Consider the following 21,129-nt stretch of genomic DNA (forward strand, 5'->3'; position numbering starts at 1 on the left):
ATAGATAGTCTAAATGGAAGCTCATAACGGTAAATGTATTACTAGGTACATTTTACACCATAAACTCAGGAGAGCCATTTTTACCTCCATATAACAAAACCTGCAAATTAGACAAAATTTGCAAGCTATGATTTATGGCCAAATTTTTGAGCATCTTTCACAAACGCGGGAAAAGCATCACATCTTCTCCCCTTCACCCCCATTGCCACAACATATAATTTATATGCTCCGCAGTTTATGAGAGCGAGTTTTGTTAAAAAATAATTAGTCAGGTTTGTCGTGACGACGCAAGTCCTAAAAATCTTCAAAGGCTGACGGCCAACAATTAGATGACCAGTGATTAATCCGACGTAGTAGGAACTGTCTAGACTTTCGTCAGCTTGGCTTTTAGGTGGTATCTGACTGTTGCGTAAACGGCTTTATAGGAAGCTTCAATGCTGTATTCCTGCTGCAACCACTCTTGAATCTCTCCATAGCTTTTAAAGCCTTCCTGGGGGTTGCTGAGGCGCATTGCCAAACTAGCGCGGGCCAGAGGAGGAATGGCCGGCTTGCGGCCGCCGCTGTGCTTTGTTTCGAGGAGTCCTTCGAGTCCGTCAGAGCGGTACTTTCTCAGCCACCGCTGCACTGTAATTCGGTTAACCCCGATCGTCATTGCCAATTCTTTAACTGTCTTAACGTGACAAATTTTGAACAGGTAAAGTGCTTGAATTTTTTGAAAGCCGCTTGCTGTTTTTTGTTCCGTTAACAGGTTTTTTAGTTCTTCAGTTGTCTCTGTGATGCTAATTTTACATACTCCAGCCATATCAATTACCTCACAATTGGCGTTCTACAATACCTTTGTTTGACAAAGGAGCAAAAGCTGCTCCTATCCTAAATGCTGACCTTTTGTTTGGCCTGAAGCAATACAAAAGCGTTCGTTCTCATTAAACTTTTTCTTTCCTGGAGGCACTCAGACACTCTGAAACCGGATTATTTTAACCTGGAGCAAGGTTGCAACGATTTTTTTTAGTAAAAACCCGGTTTATGGGTCAGTTTTGTATTTGATGGACAAGCGTCATTGCTAATACTGATAGCCGTTAACCGATCGACTGTAACATTAGCGGCAATAGGTGACCCTTAAGGAATACCATTTATTCTCTTATTGTTAAACATCTATCATGGTTTTCCTGGTATTTATTGGTATTTTTTGCGAACGTACGGGCGATTTTTAGTCATTAGGTGCTAGCAAACAGGCGAATGTACACCAGCGATCGCATTTTTATACAGACATTCCCCTAGTCCCCGAAGTGCATTTTTGGCTTTCGCTGTGCGAAAAATCCTTAAATATCAGCACTCTCACCGGTCAGAGCGGGTAGCGCCGAGTTACGTTGCCACCGACTTTCTTGCCGCGGGCAAGTATCTGTGAAACTACTGACTTTATTGCCAATTGAGTAAAACACGGCGAGGGTGGCATTGTCAATTTTTCAGCATTACAGTATAAGTATCGGCTATTTTTGCCCGCCTGCTGTGATCGAAAGGGGGCTTTCTATGTGATCCTACTAACAGTCCTTTGTGATCTTGGTCACAGTTCTACTCAGTAACCTCAACTAGCCAAAAAAAGTTATGGGTTCGATCGGAGTTTCCACGTAGAATCTTTGGGATTTAGTTACGAAGTGCGAGCAAACTTGTTGTTAAAATTTTTAAATATTAATTTTTAACCAAAGGGAAAAGAGAATGCAGCTTTGTCCTTCACCCTCACCAAACCCTCTAATTTATACTCAAACCTTGTAGATTGAGGGAAGTTTCAGGCTGGGTGTGAATCTTTCAGAATCTAAAATAGCAGAACATCCGGTGCAACCCGCTTGCTGACAGTATTCTTCATTTAAAAGGTGTAGAGAAGCCACAATGAACGTTGACGAACTGCTCAAGCTATACGCAATAGGAGAAAGAAATTTTAGCGGGGTCTACCTGCACGAGGTTTACCTCTACGAAGCAGAATTGATTGGAGCCAATCTGTATGAAGCCGACCTGATTGGGGCCAATCTCAGCAAAGCCAAACTCAATAGAGTCAACTTTGGCAAAGCCAATTTGTGCAAGATTAATTTGAGAAGAGCAGACTTAGGTGGAGCCGACCTCACAGAAGCACTTTTAGTTGAAGCTAACCTGAATCGAGCTGAGTTGATGGGAGCGAACCTCAGCAAAGCAGACTTGAGCGGAGCTTCCCTGATCCAAGCAACTTTAATTGGAGCCAACATATCTCGGGCCACACTCAGCCGTGCAGACTTGCACGGAGTAAATCTTTACGGAGTAAACTTGCGTAGGGCGGTGCTCACAGAATGCGATTTAATTGGCGCAAACTTGAGCAAAGTAGACCTTAGCGGAGCCGACTTAATGGGGGCGAGTCTAATTAGGGCAGACTTGACTGAAGCGATTTTAAGTGCGTCAGACTTAAGCGGAGCAAACCTGTTGGGAGCAAACCTTACAAAAGTTAACCTGAGCGGAGTATATCTTAAGGGTACAACGATGCCCGACGGCACGATTCACGACTAATTTATTTGTTAATTTTTATGGTTGCCGAGAACAGCGGCTAAAGGGTAATGAGTAATTCATTACCCTAATTTATTGGCAGCGAAATCTTTATTTGACACTAAGGTAAGGCCGATAATTTCAATGTAGGGTGCTGATGGCGCCCAGAACTCCTACATACGGCGAGTCAAAAGATTTGTTGGGTGAACTTGTGTTATGGTGATTTTCAATTGCTTGGATAAAAGCTATTTTAGATTTAATATTTTGGATTTTGGACGGTCAAAATGAAACTCAGAATCCTCGCTGCGGCAACGCTGCTGAGCGCGATCGCCCCGATCGCTCCTGCACCCGCCGAGAACATCCAACACACGCAACAATTACTAGCCACCCGACAGTGCCCCAACTGCGACCTCAGCAGTGCGGGCTTGGTTTTAGCCAATTTAACAGGAGCCAATCTCAAAGGTGCTGACTTGAGGTTGGCTAACCTCAGTCGAGCCAACCTCACCGGGGCTGACCTCAGCGGTGCCAACCTCAGCGGCACTAGCCTGTTTGGCGTCAACCTGACAGGGGCGAACCTCAGCGGTGCGAACCTCAGCGGTGCTGACTTGAGAAGTGCCTATCTCAGCGACGCCAATTTGCTCAACGCCAATTTAACTAACGCGCAACTGCTCGGAGTTAGAGGAATGCCAACCAATATCGGCACCGCTGAAGACTTCTACCGGTTGGGAGTGCTGGAAGCTCAAGCAGGAAACTATAGAAACGCCATTGATTATTACAATCAAGCCCTAAATCTGAAATCGGATTTAGCAGCCGTTTATTTTGCGCGCAGTATGTCTCGCGCTGACTTGGGAGACTTCGCCGGCGCGACTCTAGACGCCGATCGAGCTAAGGAACTCTTTGCAGCTCAAGGAAATCCCCAAGGCCAGGATTTGTCAAAGCAGTTAGCCGAAGCCATTGTTGCACGTCAAAAGCCTACGGAACCGCGCACGGGCGGCGGTGGCAACTTTATGAGTCTTCTGGGTTCGATCGGTTCTGTGCTGGTGAAGCTAATGTTGCCTTGACGGTTGCCTAATTCAGGGGAATCTCAATCCAGAACTCTGTACCATGACCTGGTACAGAAACACACTTAAGTACGCCTTGGTGTTTCTCAACTACAATTTGGTAACTGATAGACAGTCCTAAACCCGTGCCCCGACCTACGGGTTTAGTAGTAAAAAACGGATTAAATATGTGAGAGATTAACTCTTTGGGGATGCCGTGACCGTTGTCGGCAATGCAAATTCCTACCGTTTTTTCATTAATTAATTCAGTGCGAATCCGAATGCAAGGGGATGGGAAATCAGGAATCAAACACTCGGTGGTGGCATTTATATCTCCTGACTCGATAGGCAGTATTTGGGAGCTTAAATGTGTCGCCGCTGCACTTGCCACTTTAAAGGGAAGATTCATAACTCGCTCTTTTTTTCCCATTTCTAGGGCGTCAAGGGCATTACCGATCAGATTCATAAATACCTGATTGAGCGAGCTGGCATAGCATTCTACTAAGGGCAAATTGCCGTATTCTTTAATGATTTCTACGGTGTTGCGATCGGAATTTGCTTTGATCCGGTGCTGCAAAATCAACAGGGTACTGTCGATACCCTCGTGAATGTCAACGGCTTTTTTCTCGGCTTGATCGCTCCTGGAAAAATTACGCAAAGATACAACTAACTGGCGGATGCGCTCAACTCCGACTGTCATGGAACCCAAAATTTTTGGCAAATCTTCGGCAAGAAATTCGATGTCGATTGCTTCGGAGCACTCGCTAATTTCTGGGTTGGGATTGGGGTAGTGCTGGCGGTAGAGTTCCACCAAGCAGAGCAAATCTTTGGTGTATTCGCTGGCGTGGGACAGATTGCCGTAGATAAAGTTAACGGGGTTATTGATTTCGTGGGCGACTCCGGCCAGGAGTTGTCCGAGACTGGACATTTTTTCGGTTTGAATCAGTTGGGCTTGGGTATTGTGCAGTTCTGTGACTGTTTTAGCTAGCTGTTCGGCTTTTAATCGCTCTGCAGTTGCTGCATTGAGACTTTCTTGATAAAGTTCTGCTTGGTGAATGGCGATCGCAGCTTGAGCCGCTAAATGTTGCACCAATTCCTGTTCTGCTGTTTGCCAAACTCTCGGCCCCGAACACTCATGGGCAATCAGCAACCCCCACAATTGGGAATCTTTGCCTCTCATCGGCACAATTAAACTTCCTCTCACCTGCAACTCTTCCAAAAATTCGCGGTGACAGCTTGTTAAATCCTCAGTATAAATATCATTAATTGCTCGCACCCGTCCGGTTCGATAAAAGCAGTCTGAGCCTTCGGGAAAGCATCCTTGTGGAGATGTGATACCTAAAATTGACCGCCACTGGCCGCAAACAGCTTCGACAACTACCTCGCCCTGTTTGTCTGCTGCAAATTGGTAGATAACCGTGCGATCGGTATCCAACAAAACTCTGACTTCTCGCACAATAGTTTGCAGTATGATTTTTAAATCTAAGGTGCTGCGAATCTGGTCTCTAACTCGCGTCAATACTTTGGCAAAGTCCAAGGATTGTTGCAATTGGGCGGTGCGTTCTTGAACTTGGCGCTCCAAGTTGGCATTCAGGGTTTGCACTTCTTTATAAAGAACGTACTGCCCAATTGCCGAACAAAATTGGCTGCCTATAGCTAAAGCTTGCTCGATTTCCTCGTACTTCCACTCGGGCGACTGACCTTTTTTTATTTCTCGCCAGAGTTCAAAGGATTGTCTGGGAAGGGTTTGTGCAGCGTTGCTGTCAAAGCGCCCCGCCCACATTTTTTCGGTATCTATTGCATTGCGAAAAATGGTCAAACAGCCGACTACTTGTTGTTTGTAGTGGAGAGGAATTACCAGCAAGCCCCTAATTTTAGTAGATTGGAAAGCGGGAGCTAAAACTCTAAATAGAGGTTCTTTGTATAAGTCGGTAATTATTAAAACGGGAAATTGAGAATTAGTAAAAATTGAAAATTTGGGAATTTCTTCGGTATTTTTGAATCCTTTGGTTAGCCATTCCTGCCAGAGGGGATGAGCTTCGATCGCCTTAACTTTTTCCCAGTTGGGAAGTGTCGGTTGTTCTCCTGTGGTGAACAGTTCAAAGGTAGCATCGCGGTGGGCCGGGGCAATTGCCAATTCTCCTTCAATCTTGGGACTGGATAACTTTTCACCGTTGATTTTCGGCTGGTTGAGATAGAGTCTGCCACCGCTGCCGCCCAAAGCGGTGACGGTGGCTTCTAAACCCTGTTGCAGTTGAATGTTGACGTGACCGTACAACAGCGCTGCTATGCGGCTCACGGTAGCTTCGCGGGCGGCTTGAGAGCGGGTTTGCTGGAGGAGAAGCGCGTGGGCTATAGCGCTAGACAATTGATCTGATACGAGCTGAACTACTTCTAAATCTGCTGGTGAAATATTGAGGGGCGCAGAGTGGTGAGACACTAAAAGTCCCCAGAGTTCGATGTGAATTTTTTGATTATTTCCTGGCTCGTATCGAGTCAGACACGTTGCCGCCTCGCAGATATCTGTTTTGCTGTTTGGCGACGCGATCCTGCGGTGCAAAATCGGCACGACTAAGGAAAATTGCACTCCCATTGCCATCAGGTAAGCGGTGTGGCAAGGATCGAGCGCTCGGTAGTGCATCTCCTCCTTTACTAAAGGTTGACCGGTGTCTGCTGCATCGAGGGGACTCAGGACGATCGTCCCTGAGTTAACATCTATTATTGTCCGCTGGCGCAAAGCGACATACATCTCCCTGGCGCTCGCGGGAATGTCGTCTGCTGGAAAATGCAGTCCTTTCAAGGAAGGGAGACAGTTGTTATTAATTGACTCAGCAACAACTTCTCCACTTCCGTCGGCACTAAACCTGTAAATCATAATGCGATCTGTTTTCAAAAAAGACCGCACTTCTGCTACCGTACTGGTTAAAATATCTTCTAATTCTAGAGATTGGCGGATACGTTCAGTTATCCGCCGTATCAAAACTTCTCTGTCTAGTTTATAATGTAATTCTTGCGTATTTTCTGTGAGTTGCATAAATCTCCTTTGGTACTTATACAATAATAAGAAGTTTTGATGTGCTGTTGGAACATTCAAACTCAAATATATTACCCGGAATTTTTGACTAAACCGATCTGTACAATTAATCGGTCGCGCACTTGTGAGAGACGACGGTGTATCGCCTCGGGTGGGCTGGGGTAAGTAAAATCTGAGATCGCGCCAGTTTAATCCTTGCCTTCAACAGGCAGAGCGACTTAAGGAAATAATTATTATTATTTTAATGCTCTTATAAATTTCTCGCAATCTTAAAGTCTCACTATGAGAATTCTTCATTGTTAGGATAACTTGACATTTGTTGTATAACTTCATATAATGATAATTAACGAAAGAATTTGAGTTTCTATCAGCCCGCAAGGCGCTGACTAATTTCTTGGCGCACGCTCATCAGAATTTTACCCAAATGATTTTGACCGGTTCGGTCGCAGCCACAGCCCCAGTAATAATCCGTTGGCGAATCCTCGACAATCACTCGATCCCCTGTGGCGAGTAGAATCGCTTGAATGTCTGTATGAGCGAGAAACTTAGTTAAAACTGCTTCGCGCATAATAGGAATTTTCACGGCTTCCCAATCAGCGCGAATCCGGTGGTTGGGATCGCGACCTAATTTAGCGGCTTCTTGAGGAGTTGCTACGGCTTGAATCGCCGCCACTAATCTTTTATCAGTGCTGACAAATTTTTGGGCTTGATAGTAATGTTCCACAGTCAACCAATATTGACCGTGCATACAAATGTCGTGTGGTGAAAAATTAGAAAAGCAGCCGTAAGGCTCCTCTACTTTATAAAAATAAATTATCATTAGATTTGAAATTATATATTTTACAAGATTTAGGTAGAATGTAGTTATTCAGGGTGTCCCTGAAGCGCCTTACCGCCTTAGAGTAACGTGTCAAACCACTTTTTTTACCTCCCGGGGTATTTGAGGTTTATTCTATAAGCAGCGCGGGGCTTGTATTAAAAAATCCTCGCATCGACTTTATTTAAAATAGCATTTACGCTTTTGAACCCAGTTTCTTGGAAAAAGTCTGGCTGGGAAACGGAAAATCTAGGAATCAATTGGCTTTATGAGGAATAGTGCGTAATTCCTATTTTTAAATTAACGAGTAAGAATTGGAAATCAAGAATAAGCAATGGGGATTTAAGAATATTGATTATTCCCTCTTCCTTCATTATAAAACGGCATCAGCTTTTGAAAAGCGCGGTTAGCGATATCGGCATAAAGCAGTTCGCCACACAAAAATTTGCTCATCAACTTAGTAGTCCTCGGAAATTGGAGGCCGGCTCTATAAACATCTCCTGTAAACTGATAGAAGGCCCTGGCTAAGCGATCGATCCAAACCATAGAAGGGCCCCATTCTTGGCCGATCGATTGAGTGTACGGCTCCTTAGCGTCGTTGGCATCTCCAAGAGATCGATCGCTCGCTTTAGCGGCCTTAAAGCCGCTAAAAAGGGCAGGACGAATTCCCTCACCGGACAGGGGGCCTGCGAGACTGGCTGCGTTTCCTGCGAGCAGGGAATTGGGAGAGTGCAATTTGCGATCGCCATCCCACAAACTTCTGGGGTGTTCCCGCACGTTGGGGACACTAACATCCGCCCCGCACTTAGGTGCGTACTCTGCCAACATTTTTTTGATATCTTTTGGCTTGTCGCCACGCATCGCAGCAATACTCCAAGAGTAACCGTCAGCTTTGGGAAAGCTCCAGATAAAACCTTTTTTTATAGTACCAAAATCGAATTTGACGGAATCGCCGTTGATTGAGCGAGTTTCTAAACTTGCGCTCAAACAGAGTGTTGGTTCTTTTAATCCCAGCCTCTTAGTTATCGGCCCGCCGGCACCATCAGCAGCAATCAAATAGCGGCCAGAAACAGGTTCTGAGTTTATTTTAACTTCCCAAACAGAATTTTTAAACTCAATTCCTTTAACTTCTGTAGAGTGTCTAAGTTCTGCACCAGTTTTTTGAGCTTGTTTAATTAAAAAGTTGTCAAATACATCTCGCTGTACCATCCACATTGGGGAATTTATCTGAACCTGCACCAGATCTTCCATTTTCCATGTGTAGGTAATTTTGTTAGCTTTCATCGAAATACCTGGCGTCAGGTCAAAATCGAGCCATTGGGCGATCGCCCCAGAAACGCCGCTGCTACAAGGCTGATTACAGAGCAAAGATGCTTTTTCTACTACCACAACAGAACGTCCCTGCTTGGCCAGGTGATAAGCTGCTGTGCTGCTTGCCGGGCCTGCACCGACAATAATGCAATCAAACATTTTGGGTAATGGATAACTGGTAATGGGTGATTGGTCATGGGCCAGGAGGAATTGGTAAGTTAATGAGTGTTAAATCTTGAGTTTTTAACTTACAACTAACAAATCATTAAGCGTCTGCTCGTTGTTCGCGGCCGTATTTCGGCAATCTCAAAACTATTCCTATTCCCCCTGCCCAATTTCCGATTCCCTAAACAGTCGTGATATCTTTCTCTTTCGATGCCAGAACTTCTTCTATTTTGGCAATGTACTTGTCCGTCAGCTTTTGAATTTTATCTTGCAAGTCCCGGGATTCATCTTTAGAGAGATCGCTGCTTTTTTCCTGCTTGCGAATCGAGTCAACGGCATCGCGGCGGATATTGCGAATTGCAACTTTACCTTCTTCAGCAAACTTCCCGGCCATTTTGACAAATTCTTGGCGTCTGTCGCTCGTCAGCGGCGGAATGTTCAAGCGAATAACTGAACCGTCGTTGTTGGGAACAAGTCCTACATCGGACAGGGAAATTGCTTTTTCGATCGAGTTGAGCGCTGTGCGATCGAACGGTTGAATGGTGATCGTAGTCGCATCCGGGGTGCCGATGTTGGCAAGGGATTTGATCGGAGTTGGAGAGCCGTAGTAGTCTACCATGACTCGATCGAGGAGGGAGGCGTTGGCCCGTCCCGTCCGAATAGTATTAAAAGACCGTTGAGTAGCCTCAACTGCCTTTTGCATATGATCTTCTGCGTCAGCTAACTTCACAAAAACCTCCGACAAGAGTTCCAATAGATTCTCCCATTACAGCTCGGTAGATGTTGCCCGACACCGAGAGGTCAAATACCATAATAGGAATATTATTTTCTTTGCAAAGGGCGATCGCGGTACTGTCCATCACCCGCAAATCTTGATTCAAGACGTGGGCATAGGTGAGAGTTTGATACCTGCGCGCGTTGGGGTTGAGGTGGGGGTCGGAATCGTACACCCCATCTACCTTAGTAGCTTTAAAAATCACCTCTGCATCAATTTCAGCCGCCCGCAAAGCGGCTGTAGTATCAGTAGTAAAAAAAGGGTTGCCAGAACCGGCACCAAAAATCACTACTCGTTTTTTTTCTAGGTGGCGAATCGCCCGCCGCCGGATGTAGGGTTCAGCTACTTCTTGCATGGCGATCGCCGATTGCACCCTCGTTGGCACTCCTGCTTGTTCCAGGGCATCCTGCAAAGTGATAGCATTCATCACCGTAGCAATCATGCCCACATAATCAGCCGTTGCCCGATCCATCCCTGCCGAAGCAGCTTTCACCCCGCGAAAAATGTTGCCGCCACCGACAACAATCGCGATTTGAATGCCCTCGGACACGACTTTGGCCACTTCTTGGGCGATCGACTGAACCACTATCGGATCGATGCCGTAGCCCAAGCTGCCCATCAGCGCTTCACCGCTGAGCTTCAGCAAAACTCGCTGATAAACCATCCCCATGCCGCCACTATTTTTTTACTCTGTTTGCCTCCACCATAAGATAGCAGCACGGGTGCATTTTGAACATCAATTACCCAGAACAGACCCAAAAGTCTGTTCCAGAACACTTGACTGAGAACGGTTGACTAAATTTAATCCTTGGGGACGAAATTAAGAGCAGCAGAATTCATGCAGTAACGCTGACCGGTAGGTTTCGGCCCGTCGTTAAATACGTGACCGAGATGAGAGTCACAGACAGCACACAGTACCTCCGTGCGGCGCATGAACAAGGTGTTATCCGACTCACACTTGACATTTTCTTCGCTAACGGGAGCGTAGAAACTCGGCCAACCAGTACCGGAATCAAACTTTGTTTCTGATTTAAATAGCTCAGTGCCGCAGCAAATACACTTATAAATTCCAGTTTTTTTGTTGTCGTGATATTCGCCACTAAAAGCTCTTTCCGTTCCTTTTTTGCGGGTGACTTTAAACTGTTCTGGCGTTAGTTGTTGTTGCCATTCTGCGTCGGTTTTTTGAACTTTGTTAGTCATAATTTGATGTTTGGTTAAGATGTATTTAGCTGTTGAGCGTTGACGGTTAACTGTTAACTGTTGAGTGTTGACGGTTAACGGTATATTGCTAGTTAACTCAGGCTTCCATTAATATTAACCTAATTGGCTCGATATGAACATACCAGGGAAAAGGATTGTCCTTAATAGCCCTCCACTTTTCCTTGAAAACTTCTGCTTGTAAGTGATAATCTTGGGAATCATTGGGAGGCGAGTGCAATTTGAGATATAATGTCACCCGGTGCGGAGTTTCCACAGTCGAGGCGATCCAACAAGCAAAAGTATTTTCGCGATCGCACCCGCTAACAAAAATCAGTTGATGAGCCCGAATTCCCACAGAAACTAGAGATTTGGGAATGGGTTCGACTACAGTCAGAGTACAGCCCCAGTCGATCGCCTCCACGAGAGTTTCTGCGATCGGTTTAGCTGCTGAGAAATTCTTGCAGCCCGTCAACTGGGCGACAGTGAAGTTGCTAGGGCGATCGAAAATGTTCTCTTTGGTATCAAAGGCGATCGGCTTTCCCTCCGCCAACACCAACAGATTTTTGCACAGCCGGTAAACTTCCTCTAAATTGTGGCTGACAAACAAAGTAATTCCCCGATAATTAGCCAGAGTCTGCATTAACTCCCGTTCAAGTTGACTCCGTAAGTGAGTATCCAAAGCAGAAAACGGTTCGTCTAACAGCAGCAAATCGGGAGAAGGGGCGATCGCCCTAGCCAAAGCTACCCGCTGCTGTTGGCCCCCCGAAAGTTCGTGCGGGTAGCGGTTTTCCAGTCCCGACATTTTCACCGAAATTAGTTGTTCTTTTACCCGAAGTTTTTGCTCGCTTTCAGATAAATGCTGCAAGCCAAACGCAATATTTTCAGCCACAGTCAAGTGAGGAAATAAAGCGTAATTTTGAAACAAAAAACCGATGCGGCGGTCTTTAGAAGGTACATTAATGCCCTGTGCTGAGTCAAATAAAACCTTGCCGTTGACTGCAATTTTACCGCTGCTGGGAGTTTCCAAACCAGCAATGCAGCGCAGAGTCATGCTTTTGCCGGAACCCGACGCGCCCAAAATTCCCAGCACTTCCGAGCCGATATCAAAGCCTACATCCAAGGCAAAGCCGGAGAGAGGTTTAAAAATGTTTAAACAAAGTCCGCTTTCCGGTTGTTTTGTTGGGGAATTTGTGGTAGAAGAAGAGGCAGCTTTGGGAAAATTAGATTCCTGTTTTTGACTCGAATTTGGTTTGGGCGATATCCTTTGTAAATCAGTCCAAAAATTAACAGCAGTTAGCACGCTCAAAGAAAGACTAAGAATAATCAAAACCCAAATAGCAGCTTGCCTCATATCCCCAGCTTCCACAGCAAAATAAATTGCCATCGGGATAGTTTGAGTTTGTCCGGGAATATTCCCCGCTAACATCAGCGTCGCGCCGAATTCACCCAAAGCGCGAGCAAATGCGAGAATAGTTCCTGCTACAATTCCCGGCCATGCTAGCGGCAACATAATTCGCCAAAAGACTTGCCACTCCGAGGCTCCCAAAGTGCGGGCTGCATTGAGAAGATTGGCATCAATTTGCTCAAAAGCTCCCAAAGCAGTTTTGTACATGAGGGGAAAGGATACAACTGTGGCAGTAATGGCGGCCGCTTGCCAAGTGAAAATTATAGTTAAGTCGAATTGTAGCAAAAATTGCCCGATCGGCCCATTTCTCCCAAACAGTAGCAGCAGCAAAAATCCCACTACTGTCGGCGGCAAAACTAAGGGAGAAATGAAAATGCCTTCAATTAAAGCTTTACCTCTGATGCGAGTGGAAAGCATCCACCGGGCGGCCGCTATTCCCAGGAAAAAGGTGATAAATGTCGCAATAGCAGAGGATTTTAGAGATATCCAGAGCGGAGAAATATCAAATTCCATCTATAAATACATCAGCGTCAATCAGCGCTTATCTGCTTTCATCCGCGGCCAAAAATACATAATTAGTTAGTTATCGAACTATGCCAAATCCGTATTTCTGAAATACTATTTTAGCCCGATCGCCCGCCAAAAAGTCAACAAACGCTTTTGCCGCAGCGGGATTGCGGCTGTTTTTAATAACTGCCAGCGGATAAACAATGGGCGAGTGCAAATTTTCGGCAGCCGTTAGCAGCACAGTTACTTTGTCGGAGGCTGTGGCGTCAGTCGCATAAACTATGCCAGCATCAACGTTACCGCTTTCGACGAATGTCAGCACTTGACGGACGTTATTTGCTAGCACTAATTTTGGCTGGAGTTGCTCCCACAATCCCAGCTTAGTTAACATTTCCTGAGCGTATTGGCCCACAGGTACGCTTTTCGGTTCGCCGATCGCAATTTTCTTGATTCTGGCATCTGTCAACTGTTTGAAATCGCTCAAAGCAACACCGTTTTTGGGAGTAATCAAAACTAGGCGATTTGTCAGCAAATTGCGGCGCGTGTCGTTAATTAGCAGGTTAGATTGCTGCAAAGCATCCATTGGGTTGGTGGCGGCGCTGAAAAATACATCTACCGGGGCGCCTTGCTGAATTTGCTGTTCTAGAGCACCGGAACCACCAAAATTATAAGTAATAGTAAAATTGGGATTACTGCTTTGATAAACAGCTTTGATTTCCTCTAAAGCTTTCGAGAGACTGATAGCAGCGGATACGTTTAAGGAGGTGCGCTGCGGCGTATCGACTGAGGAAAAGTTCTTAAATAAGTTCCAACTAATCAGCAGTGCTAGCATGAAGGCGACTGCGAGAATTAAGTTGGGAATAGGTCTACTTTTTAAGTTCACAGAAAATTGTTTTGAATCTTTTTACTCATTACCAGGCTCTGCCTGGTAAAGCAGATTCGGAGGCTGTACCTCCAATTTGCGTCCAGTCTTTGACGAGGCCAAGTTTCTGGAGATAGGTTCCCTGGCTGTGCCTGGGAACCAGTTAATAATTGCTGCCGGAACGTTAATTTTAAATCTGCCTATGCTCGCCATTTGACGGAACAGCCTATCGCCTCTGTAGTTGAAGGCTCAACGGGTTGGTTATTGAGCAATTGGTCGATCGCACTCCGCAGATAAGACACCTGCACCGCCGCCGGATCGTCAGCGTTGTCGTCAATTAAACCTTTATAGCGCAGTTTGCCGTCTTGGTCTAACAAAAAAACCTCCGGGGTTTTAGAAGCCCCAAAACTTTCAGCCACATCTTGAGCAACATCTCGGATGTACGGGAAGTTGAGTTGATTGTTGGCGGCAAAAATTTTCATGTTCTCAAAACTGTCGTCGGGATACTGGTTTGAATCATTAGCATTAATCCCGATTAAAGTAACATCTCGATCTTGAAAATCTGCTTGAAGTTCTTTCATACGATTGAGATACGACTGCACGTAAGGGCAATGATTGCACATAAATATCACCGCAATCGCCCGAAATTTTTCTAAATATCGAGCTAAATGGTGAACTTCGTCGTCAACTCCCGGCAGTTCAAAATCGGGAGCGTAGCCGTTAATGGGAGTACCCGTTGTATCGATTAGTAAACTCATGTTTTCAGGAGGTGAAGAGCAGTATTTGCCAGCATGAAAGATGAAACTGTCAGCACGAATAAAATTGGCTGTTGTTTGGCTTTACCTTAATTCTAGCCTTGCCAACAGCCTATTGTGATTCGTACTTCGCGATTTATTCCTCGTCTGGCTTTAGCCAACCTTGAGCCAGAGCTTGGTATCCAATAAGTTTGTATGCTAATTTGGCGGCGGTAAATTCTGAGACTACAGAATCTACAATAGGTGCTAATTCCATAATGTCACACCCGATTACTTCGTAGGACTCGAAGATGCGGCGCAAAAATCCGGTGAGGGAATACCAATTTAACCCGCCCGGTTCGGGTGTTCCCACCCCTGGAATTAAAGTCGGATCGATGCCGTCTAAGTCGATCGTCAAAAATACTCGCTTAGTTGTTATGCTGGCAATTGCCCGATCGGCCCAATCCGGTTGAGTAGCGATTTCCCTAGCTCGAATCACGTTTAGCTGTTTTGCTTTAATCAAGTCTGCTTCTTCTTTGCAGATAGCGCGAATCCCGATTTGCAGTGTCGGTAAGCCCATATCGACAATACGCCGCATCACGCAGGCGTGGTTGTGAATCGAGCCTTCGTACTCGTGCCGCAAGTCGCCGTGGGCGTCGATTTGCACGACTGTGAAAGGTTCATCCGGGTATGCTTGGCGATAACCTTCGACAACGCCTGCAGTGATGCTGTGTTCGCCTCCGAGGGAAATGACAAATTTATTTTCGCTAACTAGCTGGTGGACTGCGGCTTGGGTGACTCGCAGCATTTCTGAGGATGAAACCGGTTGGCGGTTGCGGGTATCGGCGATCGGCTCTTGTGTATAAATTCCGACATCGTAGCAAACTTCGGAATCCAATTCTTCGTCGTAGCACTCGAGTTGATGAGAAGCTTCTAGAAGTTTCGCCGGCCCGTTTTCGCACCCCCGGCGGTAAGTGGTGGTAGCTTCGTAGGGAATTGGTAAGATAACTACTTTGGCGGTGTCGTAGTCTGGTACAATTTCCGACCCCAGAAACGGTACGACAGCAGTGGAAATGATCGTTGGCATAAGGGAAATTTTAATACAGCAAAGAAGTCAGCAGGTTTAATCGTGACATAATATCGGCTCTAACTGCAAAGGAAGAAGGAAGAGGAATTAACCGCAGAGGGCGCAGAGGGCGCAGAGGGAGGAGGGAAGAGGGTTTGGGATTTATGTCCTAGCGGTTGCCTTGAATTGCGATACGGTTTGTAGTATTGACTTGAGTTCTTTGCAGCCTTGCATTCATCTAAAATCTAAAATCTAAAATCTAAAATCGCATGACATCTTCTACTCCCACTTCGTCAACTGCTGTTGCACCTCAAACTTGGCTGTGGAAAGGCTTTCCCATTTGCTACCAGGCTGCGGGTTCCCAGGGGCCTGCGGTGGTGTTTGTCCACGGTTTTGGTGCGTCTTGGGGCCACTGGCGCAAGAATTTGCCGGCGCTGGCTGCTGATTGCCGCTGTTATGCGATCGACCTCATCGGTTTTGGCGGTTCTGCTAAACCCGCGCCCAAGCTTGAGATTGACTATACTTTTGAAACTTGGGGACAGCTAATTGCTGATTTTTGTCGGGAAGTTGCGGGCGGGCCGGCTTTTTTGGTGGGAAATTCGATCGGCTGCGTAGCAATTATGCAAGCGGCTGTGGATTTTCCCGATATTGCTTCTGGCGTAATTTTACTCAATTGTTCCCTGCGCTTGCTGCACGATCGCAAACGCGCCGAATTGCCTTGGTATCGCAGTTTTGGAGCGCCAATTGCACAAAAAGTTTTAAATGTCAAGTGGATAAGTCAATTATTTTTTAAACAATTAGCAACGCCAAAAACAGTAAAAAAAGTGCTTTTGCAAGCTTATCGCCGTCCCGAAGCTGTCAGCGAGGAACTCGTAAATATGCTGCTGGAACCTGCCAAAGACAGCGGCGCAGTCGAAGTATTTGTAGCATTTATCAGTTATTCTCAAGGCCCGCTACCGGAGGATTTGTTGCCGCGTTTGAGCTGTCCGGCTTTGATTTTGTGGGGTACGGACGATCCTTGGGAGCCGATCGCATTGGGGCGAGAATTAGCCAAATTTCCGGCTGTGGAAAAGTTTATTGCTTTGGAGGGAGTGGGACACTGCCCCCAAGATGAAGCGCCGGAATTGGTGAATCCTATTTTAGTTGATTGGATTAAAGAGCGATCGGCATTTGCAGAAAATTAGTTGATTTTATTGGTTATTTGTAAAAAAACATAATACCAGAACCCCGACCAATTCTGCGAAGTCGGGGTTATAAAAGTCGATAGTTTACACGAATGTTAAACTATTGGCGCTAAACTCGCCTTGAATGACAGCAATTTGGTCAGACGTACCAGCCAAATTGATGGAGTTACCAACAATATTGTAGTCAGAGAGACTCCCTCGTAACTGAATGCGATCGATTCCCTCCTGAAAATATTGAATCGCTGCAAATCCTGTTCCACTATAGTAGGTCTTGGTGGCATCACCGAGAACAAAAACATCTCGACCTCGACCCCCCATCAGCACATCCGTTTCATTGCTTCCCGGTGTAGCACTCAATGGATTTACTCCAATCAGGGTATCATTGCCGCGCAAACCTGAGAGTATATCGTTACCATCTCCTCCTACTAAATAATTGTTTTGGATGTTTCCGGTAAGCACATCTACATTGGGAGTACCTGTGACATTAACGAAATTCTCTACAGTAAAATTCAGAGTGCCGATACCGGGAAGATTGTTAACCGCCAAACGCTTCTGCGACAAATCCACATTCATAGAAGCTGTGCCGCTACCTGTAGAAGCATCGATGGTATTAGTCTGTCGCAAAGGAGCAATTATTTGTTCTATATTTTGCATGGTATCTCTACCGGCTGCGCCTTTATCTACAATACCTTTAGCCTCAATGGTAATGCCGCTGCCGAGGGAAAGATAGCTAATTGTATCTGTGCCTGCTCCTCCAATGATGTTATCAGTGCCATTACTACCGAGGATGAAGTTATCTAAACTATCTCCGGTAATATTGTCGTTTCCTGCTGTGGTGCTAATACTGTTAGCTGGCGGAGGGGGTGGAGTTGGGTTTTGGGGAGGTAAAGCAGAATTCGTAACTGGTGCGTCCAGATTTTGAGGAGGAGGATTGCCACCCGGTGCGCCTTGATTTTGGGGAGGAGGATTGCCTGGTGCGCCTTGGTTTTGAGGAGGAATATTGCCGATTCCGCCCTGGTTTTGAGGAGGAATATTGCCGATTTCGCCCTGGTTTTGAGGAGGATTGCCCAGTGCGCCTTGGTTTTGGGGAGGTTGGTTGCCAGGTGCGCCTTGATTTTGAGGGGGATTGCCCGATGCGCCTTGGTTTTCGGGAGGATTGCCAGGTGCGCCTTGATTTTGGGGAGGCAGGTTGCCCGCTGCGCCTTGATTTTGGGGAGGCAGGTTGCCCGCTGCGCCTTGATTTTGAGGAGGATTGCCCGGTGCATTGATTGAATTAGGGAATAGTTGTGGCATGGTCTAATTACCCCGATTAGTTTTCTAAGTTTGAAGCAGTTGTCAGGCTAAAGAAATGAATTCTCGATCGCCCTTTGAGTTAGTCGCTACAATCATTAAGCTGGTGGAACATGACATTTATCCCTGTGCTGGGATTACAGTTTTGTAATGTGGAAAAATTAGCGTTTTTCGGAATTTTGAGGTACATTACGATCGCCGGGTGGACGCGGTGGAATGCCCAGAATTTTAATCAAATCTGCTTCGGTAACTCCCAACTTTTTCGCTGCACCGGGAATATCTAAACGAGGACGGGGCGGTGGGCTGGGCGGGCGATTATTTTCACTTGGTGGTTCCGGCGGTTTGGCGGGTAGGCCCAAAGCTTCAATTAACTCGGCTTCGCTGACTCCTAATTGTTTGGCAGCAGCAGCAAAATCTATACGGGGCGGGCGTCTTCGCTCTTGACTGGGTTCGGGCTGGCTCTGGGCTAGTACAGTATTAGAATTAGCTGTAGCCCGATCGGTGAGAGTCAAGCTGCTAAATCCCAGCAGCAAGGCTGTAGCAGGTAATGCGAGCAGTGAAGTAATTTTCATGATAGTTACGATCGCCGACCTAAAAATGTTTATAAATACATCAAATTCCCCAAACATTACCTGCAACAGTGCGGATGGATTACAGTTTTGTAATTTAAGTAAATCCCTGATAGCCGTATAATCGCAACCGAGTAGGTAAATCTATGAATGTTCTATACGTTGAAGATGAAGAAAAAATCGCCAATTTTGTTTGTATGGGCTTGAAAGAACAAGGTTTTGTTGTGGATTATTGCGATAATGGCAATGACGGCTATGGGCGGGCGATGGATAATGAGTACGATGCGATCGTGCTTGATATTGTATTGCCGGGAAAAGACGGATTATCTATTCTCAAACATTTGCGAAAGGCTGGACGCAACGTACCCGTAATTTTATTAACTGCTCGCAATGAACTAGACGATCGCATTGAAGGGCTACATCTCGGTGCTGATGACTATTTAGCTAAACCGTTTTTTGTTGAGGAGTTAGTTGCTCGGATTTATGCTGTAGTGCGGCGTGCTTCGGGCAGTGGGCAAAATATTCTGAGTGTTGGTCCCGTTAAGCTCGATCGCATTCTCCGAGAAGTTACCTGCGATCGCCATACAGTCGAACTGACAACCCGCGAGTTTAATCTATTGGAATATCTGATGCGATCGCCTGGCCGGGTACTCACCCGCACTCAAATCCTCGAACATATCTGGGGCTATGATTTCAACCCAAATACCAATGTAGTAGATGTATGTATTCAACGCATTCGCAAGAAAATTGAACCTATCGGCGGTATGGGATGGGTTGAGAGTGTGCGGGGCGTTGGCTATCGGTTTCGCAAACCAGATTCACCATCATGAAACTCCAATCTTTCCGCCTTCGCATTGCTCTATCATCTTCTGTGCTCGCAAGTATTGCTCTGATTGGCTTTGGTGTTGTTTCGTGGTGGTTGATTTACGATGCTAAAGTCAAGCGTCTTGATGCTGGAATAGAAACTCAGTTAATCCACGCTACCCGCCCGCGATCGCCCGAATGGGATGCTTATACTAATTCTTTGCCATCACTTTTGGGCATGAATGGGGAAACCACCGTCGCTTTGGTAGTGGCTCAAAAAGATGGTAATTTAATCTACAAATCGAGGCAGTGGCAAGATGGACTTGATGCGAATTCCATCTGGCGATCGTTGCCGCTACCCCCTCCCGATCCTGGCATAATAGATTTTGAATCAGAACCTCCCCCTCGACAAAATCCATTAGATCCACCACCTCCGGATCGCATCAATTTATTTCCACCGCCCGAAAGCAGACCCCCATTTGATCGACCGCCACACGATCGACCTCCACACGATCGACCACGACAAGATCGACCCCCATTCGATCGACCTCCGCACGATCAACCTCCACATGATCGACCCCCATTCGATTCACTTCATCCTCCTCAATTGCCCAAAGCTAAGCTAGCAACCCAGCATACTAGGACTGCAATTTGGCGTGTCGGCGCAATTAATTCTGCTTATAGTCAAGCAGCCATCGCCGTTAACTTGCAAGCTATCGATGGGGAAATGGAATTGATTCGTAATATCTTTCTAATTTCTATTCCCGTAGTGCTTTTACTGGTGGCGAGTGGAGCGTGGGTCATATCGCGGAGTATTCTGTATCCAATTGGGCGCCTCACGATGGTGATCGGGAATGTTACCGTACAGGGGCTAGATCGGCGCGTCCCTTACGGAGCAACGGATATAGAGTTTCTAGAATTAATTTTTGTGTTCAATCAGATGTTAGAACGTCTAGAGCGAAGTTTTAAACAAGCTTCTCGTTTTAGTGGAGATGCTGCCCACGAATTAAAGACTCCGCTGGCAATTTTGCAAGGTCAACTAGAACGGGCTTTGCATCAAGTTGAAGCGGGTTCTGAGGTGCAGCAAACGCTGAGTAATTTATTGGATCAAGTGCGCCGTTTGAATGAAATAACCCGTAAACTTCTCTTACTTTCTCTAGCCGATGCCGGACGTATGGGTTTACATTTGGTTGAGGTGAATATGTCGGCTTTGCTATCGGAAATGGCCGAAGATATGGAACTGCTAGCACCGCATTTAGATGTACAAATGGCAATTGCTCCCAATTTATATATCAAGGGCGATCGCGATTTGCTGGTGCAGGTTTTGCAAAATCTGGTTGGTAATGCGATTAAATATAATTTACCGAAGGGTTGGCTCAGGTTGCAGGCTAACTGTCAGGGAAAAAGAGTAATTGTGAAAATTGTCAATAGTTCTCAGGATATTTCTTTGAGCGAGCGCGATCGCATTTTTGAGCGCTTCCATCGCGGCGACTCCACACAGATCCAAAAAATAGAAGGATCGGGATTGGGGCTAAGTTTAGCAAGGGAAATCGCACGGGCCCACGGCGGCGATATAAAACTAGATGCTGCCATACTGGGTCAAACAGGGTTCATACTGAGCTTACCTGTGGGCGATCGCGATTAACCTTATAGCAGTGAAGCAGGACGAGTTATCTTAGCTAAGACTTTGGCTAATTCTGATTTTAAAGTTAACGGTGCGACTGGGGAAGTTAAGTTTTTGCCCTGTGGCGATCGCCACAGCAATGTAATTCTTTTGGAAGTGGTACCAGACACTCAATCCGATAGAGGTTAAGATTTTATGCCAGTCATATCAAGTCCGGTTAAATAGATATGGCTTACC

Annotated in this window: 19 protein-coding genes; 6 read left to right on the forward strand and 13 right to left on the reverse strand. The window is 46.1% G+C overall.

Going from position 1 to position 21,129, the window contains the following annotated elements:
- Positions 1-364: 364 nt before the first annotated feature.
- Positions 365-802: a helix-turn-helix domain-containing protein gene (locus QUB33_RS23460; RefSeq protein ID WP_190655464.1), complete on the reverse strand. Its 438-nt coding sequence runs from the start codon at positions 800-802 to the stop codon at positions 365-367.
- A 1,082-nt stretch (positions 803-1,884) separates the two neighbouring features.
- Between QUB33_RS23460 and QUB33_RS23465 the strand changes: the two genes are divergently transcribed.
- Both QUB33_RS23465 and QUB33_RS23470 read left to right on the forward strand, forming a co-directional pair.
- The gene (locus tag QUB33_RS23465; protein WP_190734746.1) at positions 1,885-2,529 is read left to right on the forward strand and encodes a pentapeptide repeat-containing protein; all 645 of its coding nucleotides are present in this window, start codon (positions 1,885-1,887) and stop codon (positions 2,527-2,529) included.
- Between the two features lie 260 nt (positions 2,530-2,789).
- Positions 2,790-3,566 carry a pentapeptide repeat-containing protein gene (locus QUB33_RS23470; RefSeq protein WP_333355019.1) on the forward strand — a complete coding sequence of 259 codons (777 nt, stop codon included), beginning with the start codon at positions 2,790-2,792 and terminating at the stop codon, positions 3,564-3,566.
- A gap of 7 nt (positions 3,567-3,573) precedes the next feature.
- Here QUB33_RS23470 and QUB33_RS23475 read toward each other — a convergent pair whose 3' ends face one another.
- The 10 genes from QUB33_RS23475 to speB all read right to left on the reverse strand — a co-directional run bounded on the left by QUB33_RS23475 (position 3,574) and on the right by speB (position 15,442).
- Entirely contained in the window at positions 3,574-6,579 is a 3,006-nt protein-coding gene (locus QUB33_RS23475) for a GAF domain-containing protein (RefSeq protein WP_333355023.1), read from the reverse strand.
- A gap of 367 nt (positions 6,580-6,946) precedes the next feature.
- Positions 6,947-7,399, reverse strand: a complete 453-nt coding sequence (locus QUB33_RS23480) for an NADAR family protein (protein WP_190661306.1) — start codon at positions 7,397-7,399, stop codon at positions 6,947-6,949.
- A 339-nt stretch (positions 7,400-7,738) separates the two neighbouring features.
- Positions 7,739-8,866, reverse strand: coding sequence for a geranylgeranyl reductase family protein (locus QUB33_RS23485; RefSeq protein ID WP_333355026.1), 1,128 nt, complete (start codon positions 8,864-8,866; stop codon positions 7,739-7,741).
- 187 nt (positions 8,867-9,053) lie between these two features.
- The gene (gene frr / locus QUB33_RS23490) at positions 9,054-9,602 is read right to left on the reverse strand and encodes a ribosome recycling factor (RefSeq protein ID WP_333355029.1); all 549 of its coding nucleotides are present in this window, start codon (positions 9,600-9,602) and stop codon (positions 9,054-9,056) included.
- Positions 9,589-10,317 (reverse strand): UMP kinase, encoded by a 729-nt coding sequence (pyrH, locus tag QUB33_RS23495; protein WP_333355032.1) that lies wholly within the window; start codon positions 10,315-10,317, stop codon positions 9,589-9,591. The genes frr and pyrH overlap by 14 nt, the downstream gene beginning before the upstream one ends.
- Positions 10,318-10,448: 131 nt before the next feature.
- The gene (msrB, locus tag QUB33_RS23500; RefSeq protein ID WP_333355035.1) at positions 10,449-10,847 is read right to left on the reverse strand and encodes a peptide-methionine (R)-S-oxide reductase MsrB; all 399 of its coding nucleotides are present in this window, start codon (positions 10,845-10,847) and stop codon (positions 10,449-10,451) included.
- A 97-nt stretch (positions 10,848-10,944) separates the two neighbouring features.
- On the reverse strand, positions 10,945-12,765 hold the full coding sequence (gene modB, locus QUB33_RS23505; protein WP_333355039.1) for a molybdate ABC transporter permease subunit: 1,821 nt from the start codon (positions 12,763-12,765) through the stop codon (positions 10,945-10,947).
- A gap of 70 nt (positions 12,766-12,835) precedes the next feature.
- On the reverse strand, positions 12,836-13,642 hold the full coding sequence (gene modA / locus QUB33_RS23510) for a molybdate ABC transporter substrate-binding protein (RefSeq protein WP_333355043.1): 807 nt from the start codon (positions 13,640-13,642) through the stop codon (positions 12,836-12,838).
- Between the two features lie 179 nt (positions 13,643-13,821).
- Positions 13,822-14,379, reverse strand: a complete 558-nt coding sequence (locus QUB33_RS23515; RefSeq protein ID WP_333355046.1) for a thioredoxin family protein — start codon at positions 14,377-14,379, stop codon at positions 13,822-13,824.
- Between the two features lie 133 nt (positions 14,380-14,512).
- Positions 14,513-15,442: an agmatinase gene (gene speB, locus QUB33_RS23520; protein WP_333355049.1), complete on the reverse strand. Its 930-nt coding sequence runs from the start codon at positions 15,440-15,442 to the stop codon at positions 14,513-14,515.
- A gap of 248 nt (positions 15,443-15,690) precedes the next feature.
- On the opposite strand from speB, the gene QUB33_RS23525 reads away from it, so the two are divergent.
- On the forward strand, positions 15,691-16,605 hold the full coding sequence (locus tag QUB33_RS23525; protein WP_333355053.1) for an alpha/beta fold hydrolase: 915 nt from the start codon (positions 15,691-15,693) through the stop codon (positions 16,603-16,605).
- 84 nt (positions 16,606-16,689) lie between these two features.
- Here the strand turns inward: QUB33_RS23525 and QUB33_RS23530 are convergent, their stop codons facing one another.
- Positions 16,690-17,898 (reverse strand): hypothetical protein, encoded by a 1,209-nt coding sequence (locus QUB33_RS23530; RefSeq protein WP_333355056.1) that lies wholly within the window; start codon positions 17,896-17,898, stop codon positions 16,690-16,692.
- Positions 17,899-18,056: 158 nt separating this feature from the next.
- A complete protein-coding gene (locus QUB33_RS23535) occupies positions 18,057-18,467 on the reverse strand; it encodes a hypothetical protein (protein ID WP_333355059.1) in 411 nt (136 codons plus the stop codon).
- 143 nt (positions 18,468-18,610) lie between these two features.
- Between QUB33_RS23535 and QUB33_RS23540 the strand changes: the two genes are divergently transcribed.
- Genes QUB33_RS23540 through QUB33_RS23550 form a run of 3 tightly spaced genes read left to right on the forward strand, consistent with a single transcriptional unit; the run spans position 18,611 to position 21,081 of the window.
- Positions 18,611-19,294, forward strand: coding sequence for a response regulator transcription factor (locus QUB33_RS23540; protein WP_333355062.1), 684 nt, complete (start codon positions 18,611-18,613; stop codon positions 19,292-19,294).
- Complete coding sequence (locus QUB33_RS23545) at positions 19,291-20,913, forward strand: ATP-binding protein (protein WP_333355065.1); 1,623 nt, start codon at positions 19,291-19,293, stop codon at positions 20,911-20,913. Before QUB33_RS23540 ends, QUB33_RS23545 begins: the two co-directional genes overlap by 4 nt.
- Before the next feature lie 42 nt (positions 20,914-20,955).
- Positions 20,956-21,081, forward strand: coding sequence for a hypothetical protein (locus tag QUB33_RS23550; protein ID WP_333355068.1), 126 nt, complete (start codon positions 20,956-20,958; stop codon positions 21,079-21,081).
- Positions 21,082-21,129: the final 48 nt, after the last annotated feature.

Origin of the sequence: Microcoleus sp. B3-A4, assembly GCF_036705385.1 — a bacterium.
Classification (GTDB): domain Bacteria; phylum Cyanobacteriota; class Cyanobacteriia; order Cyanobacteriales; family Microcoleaceae; genus Microcoleus.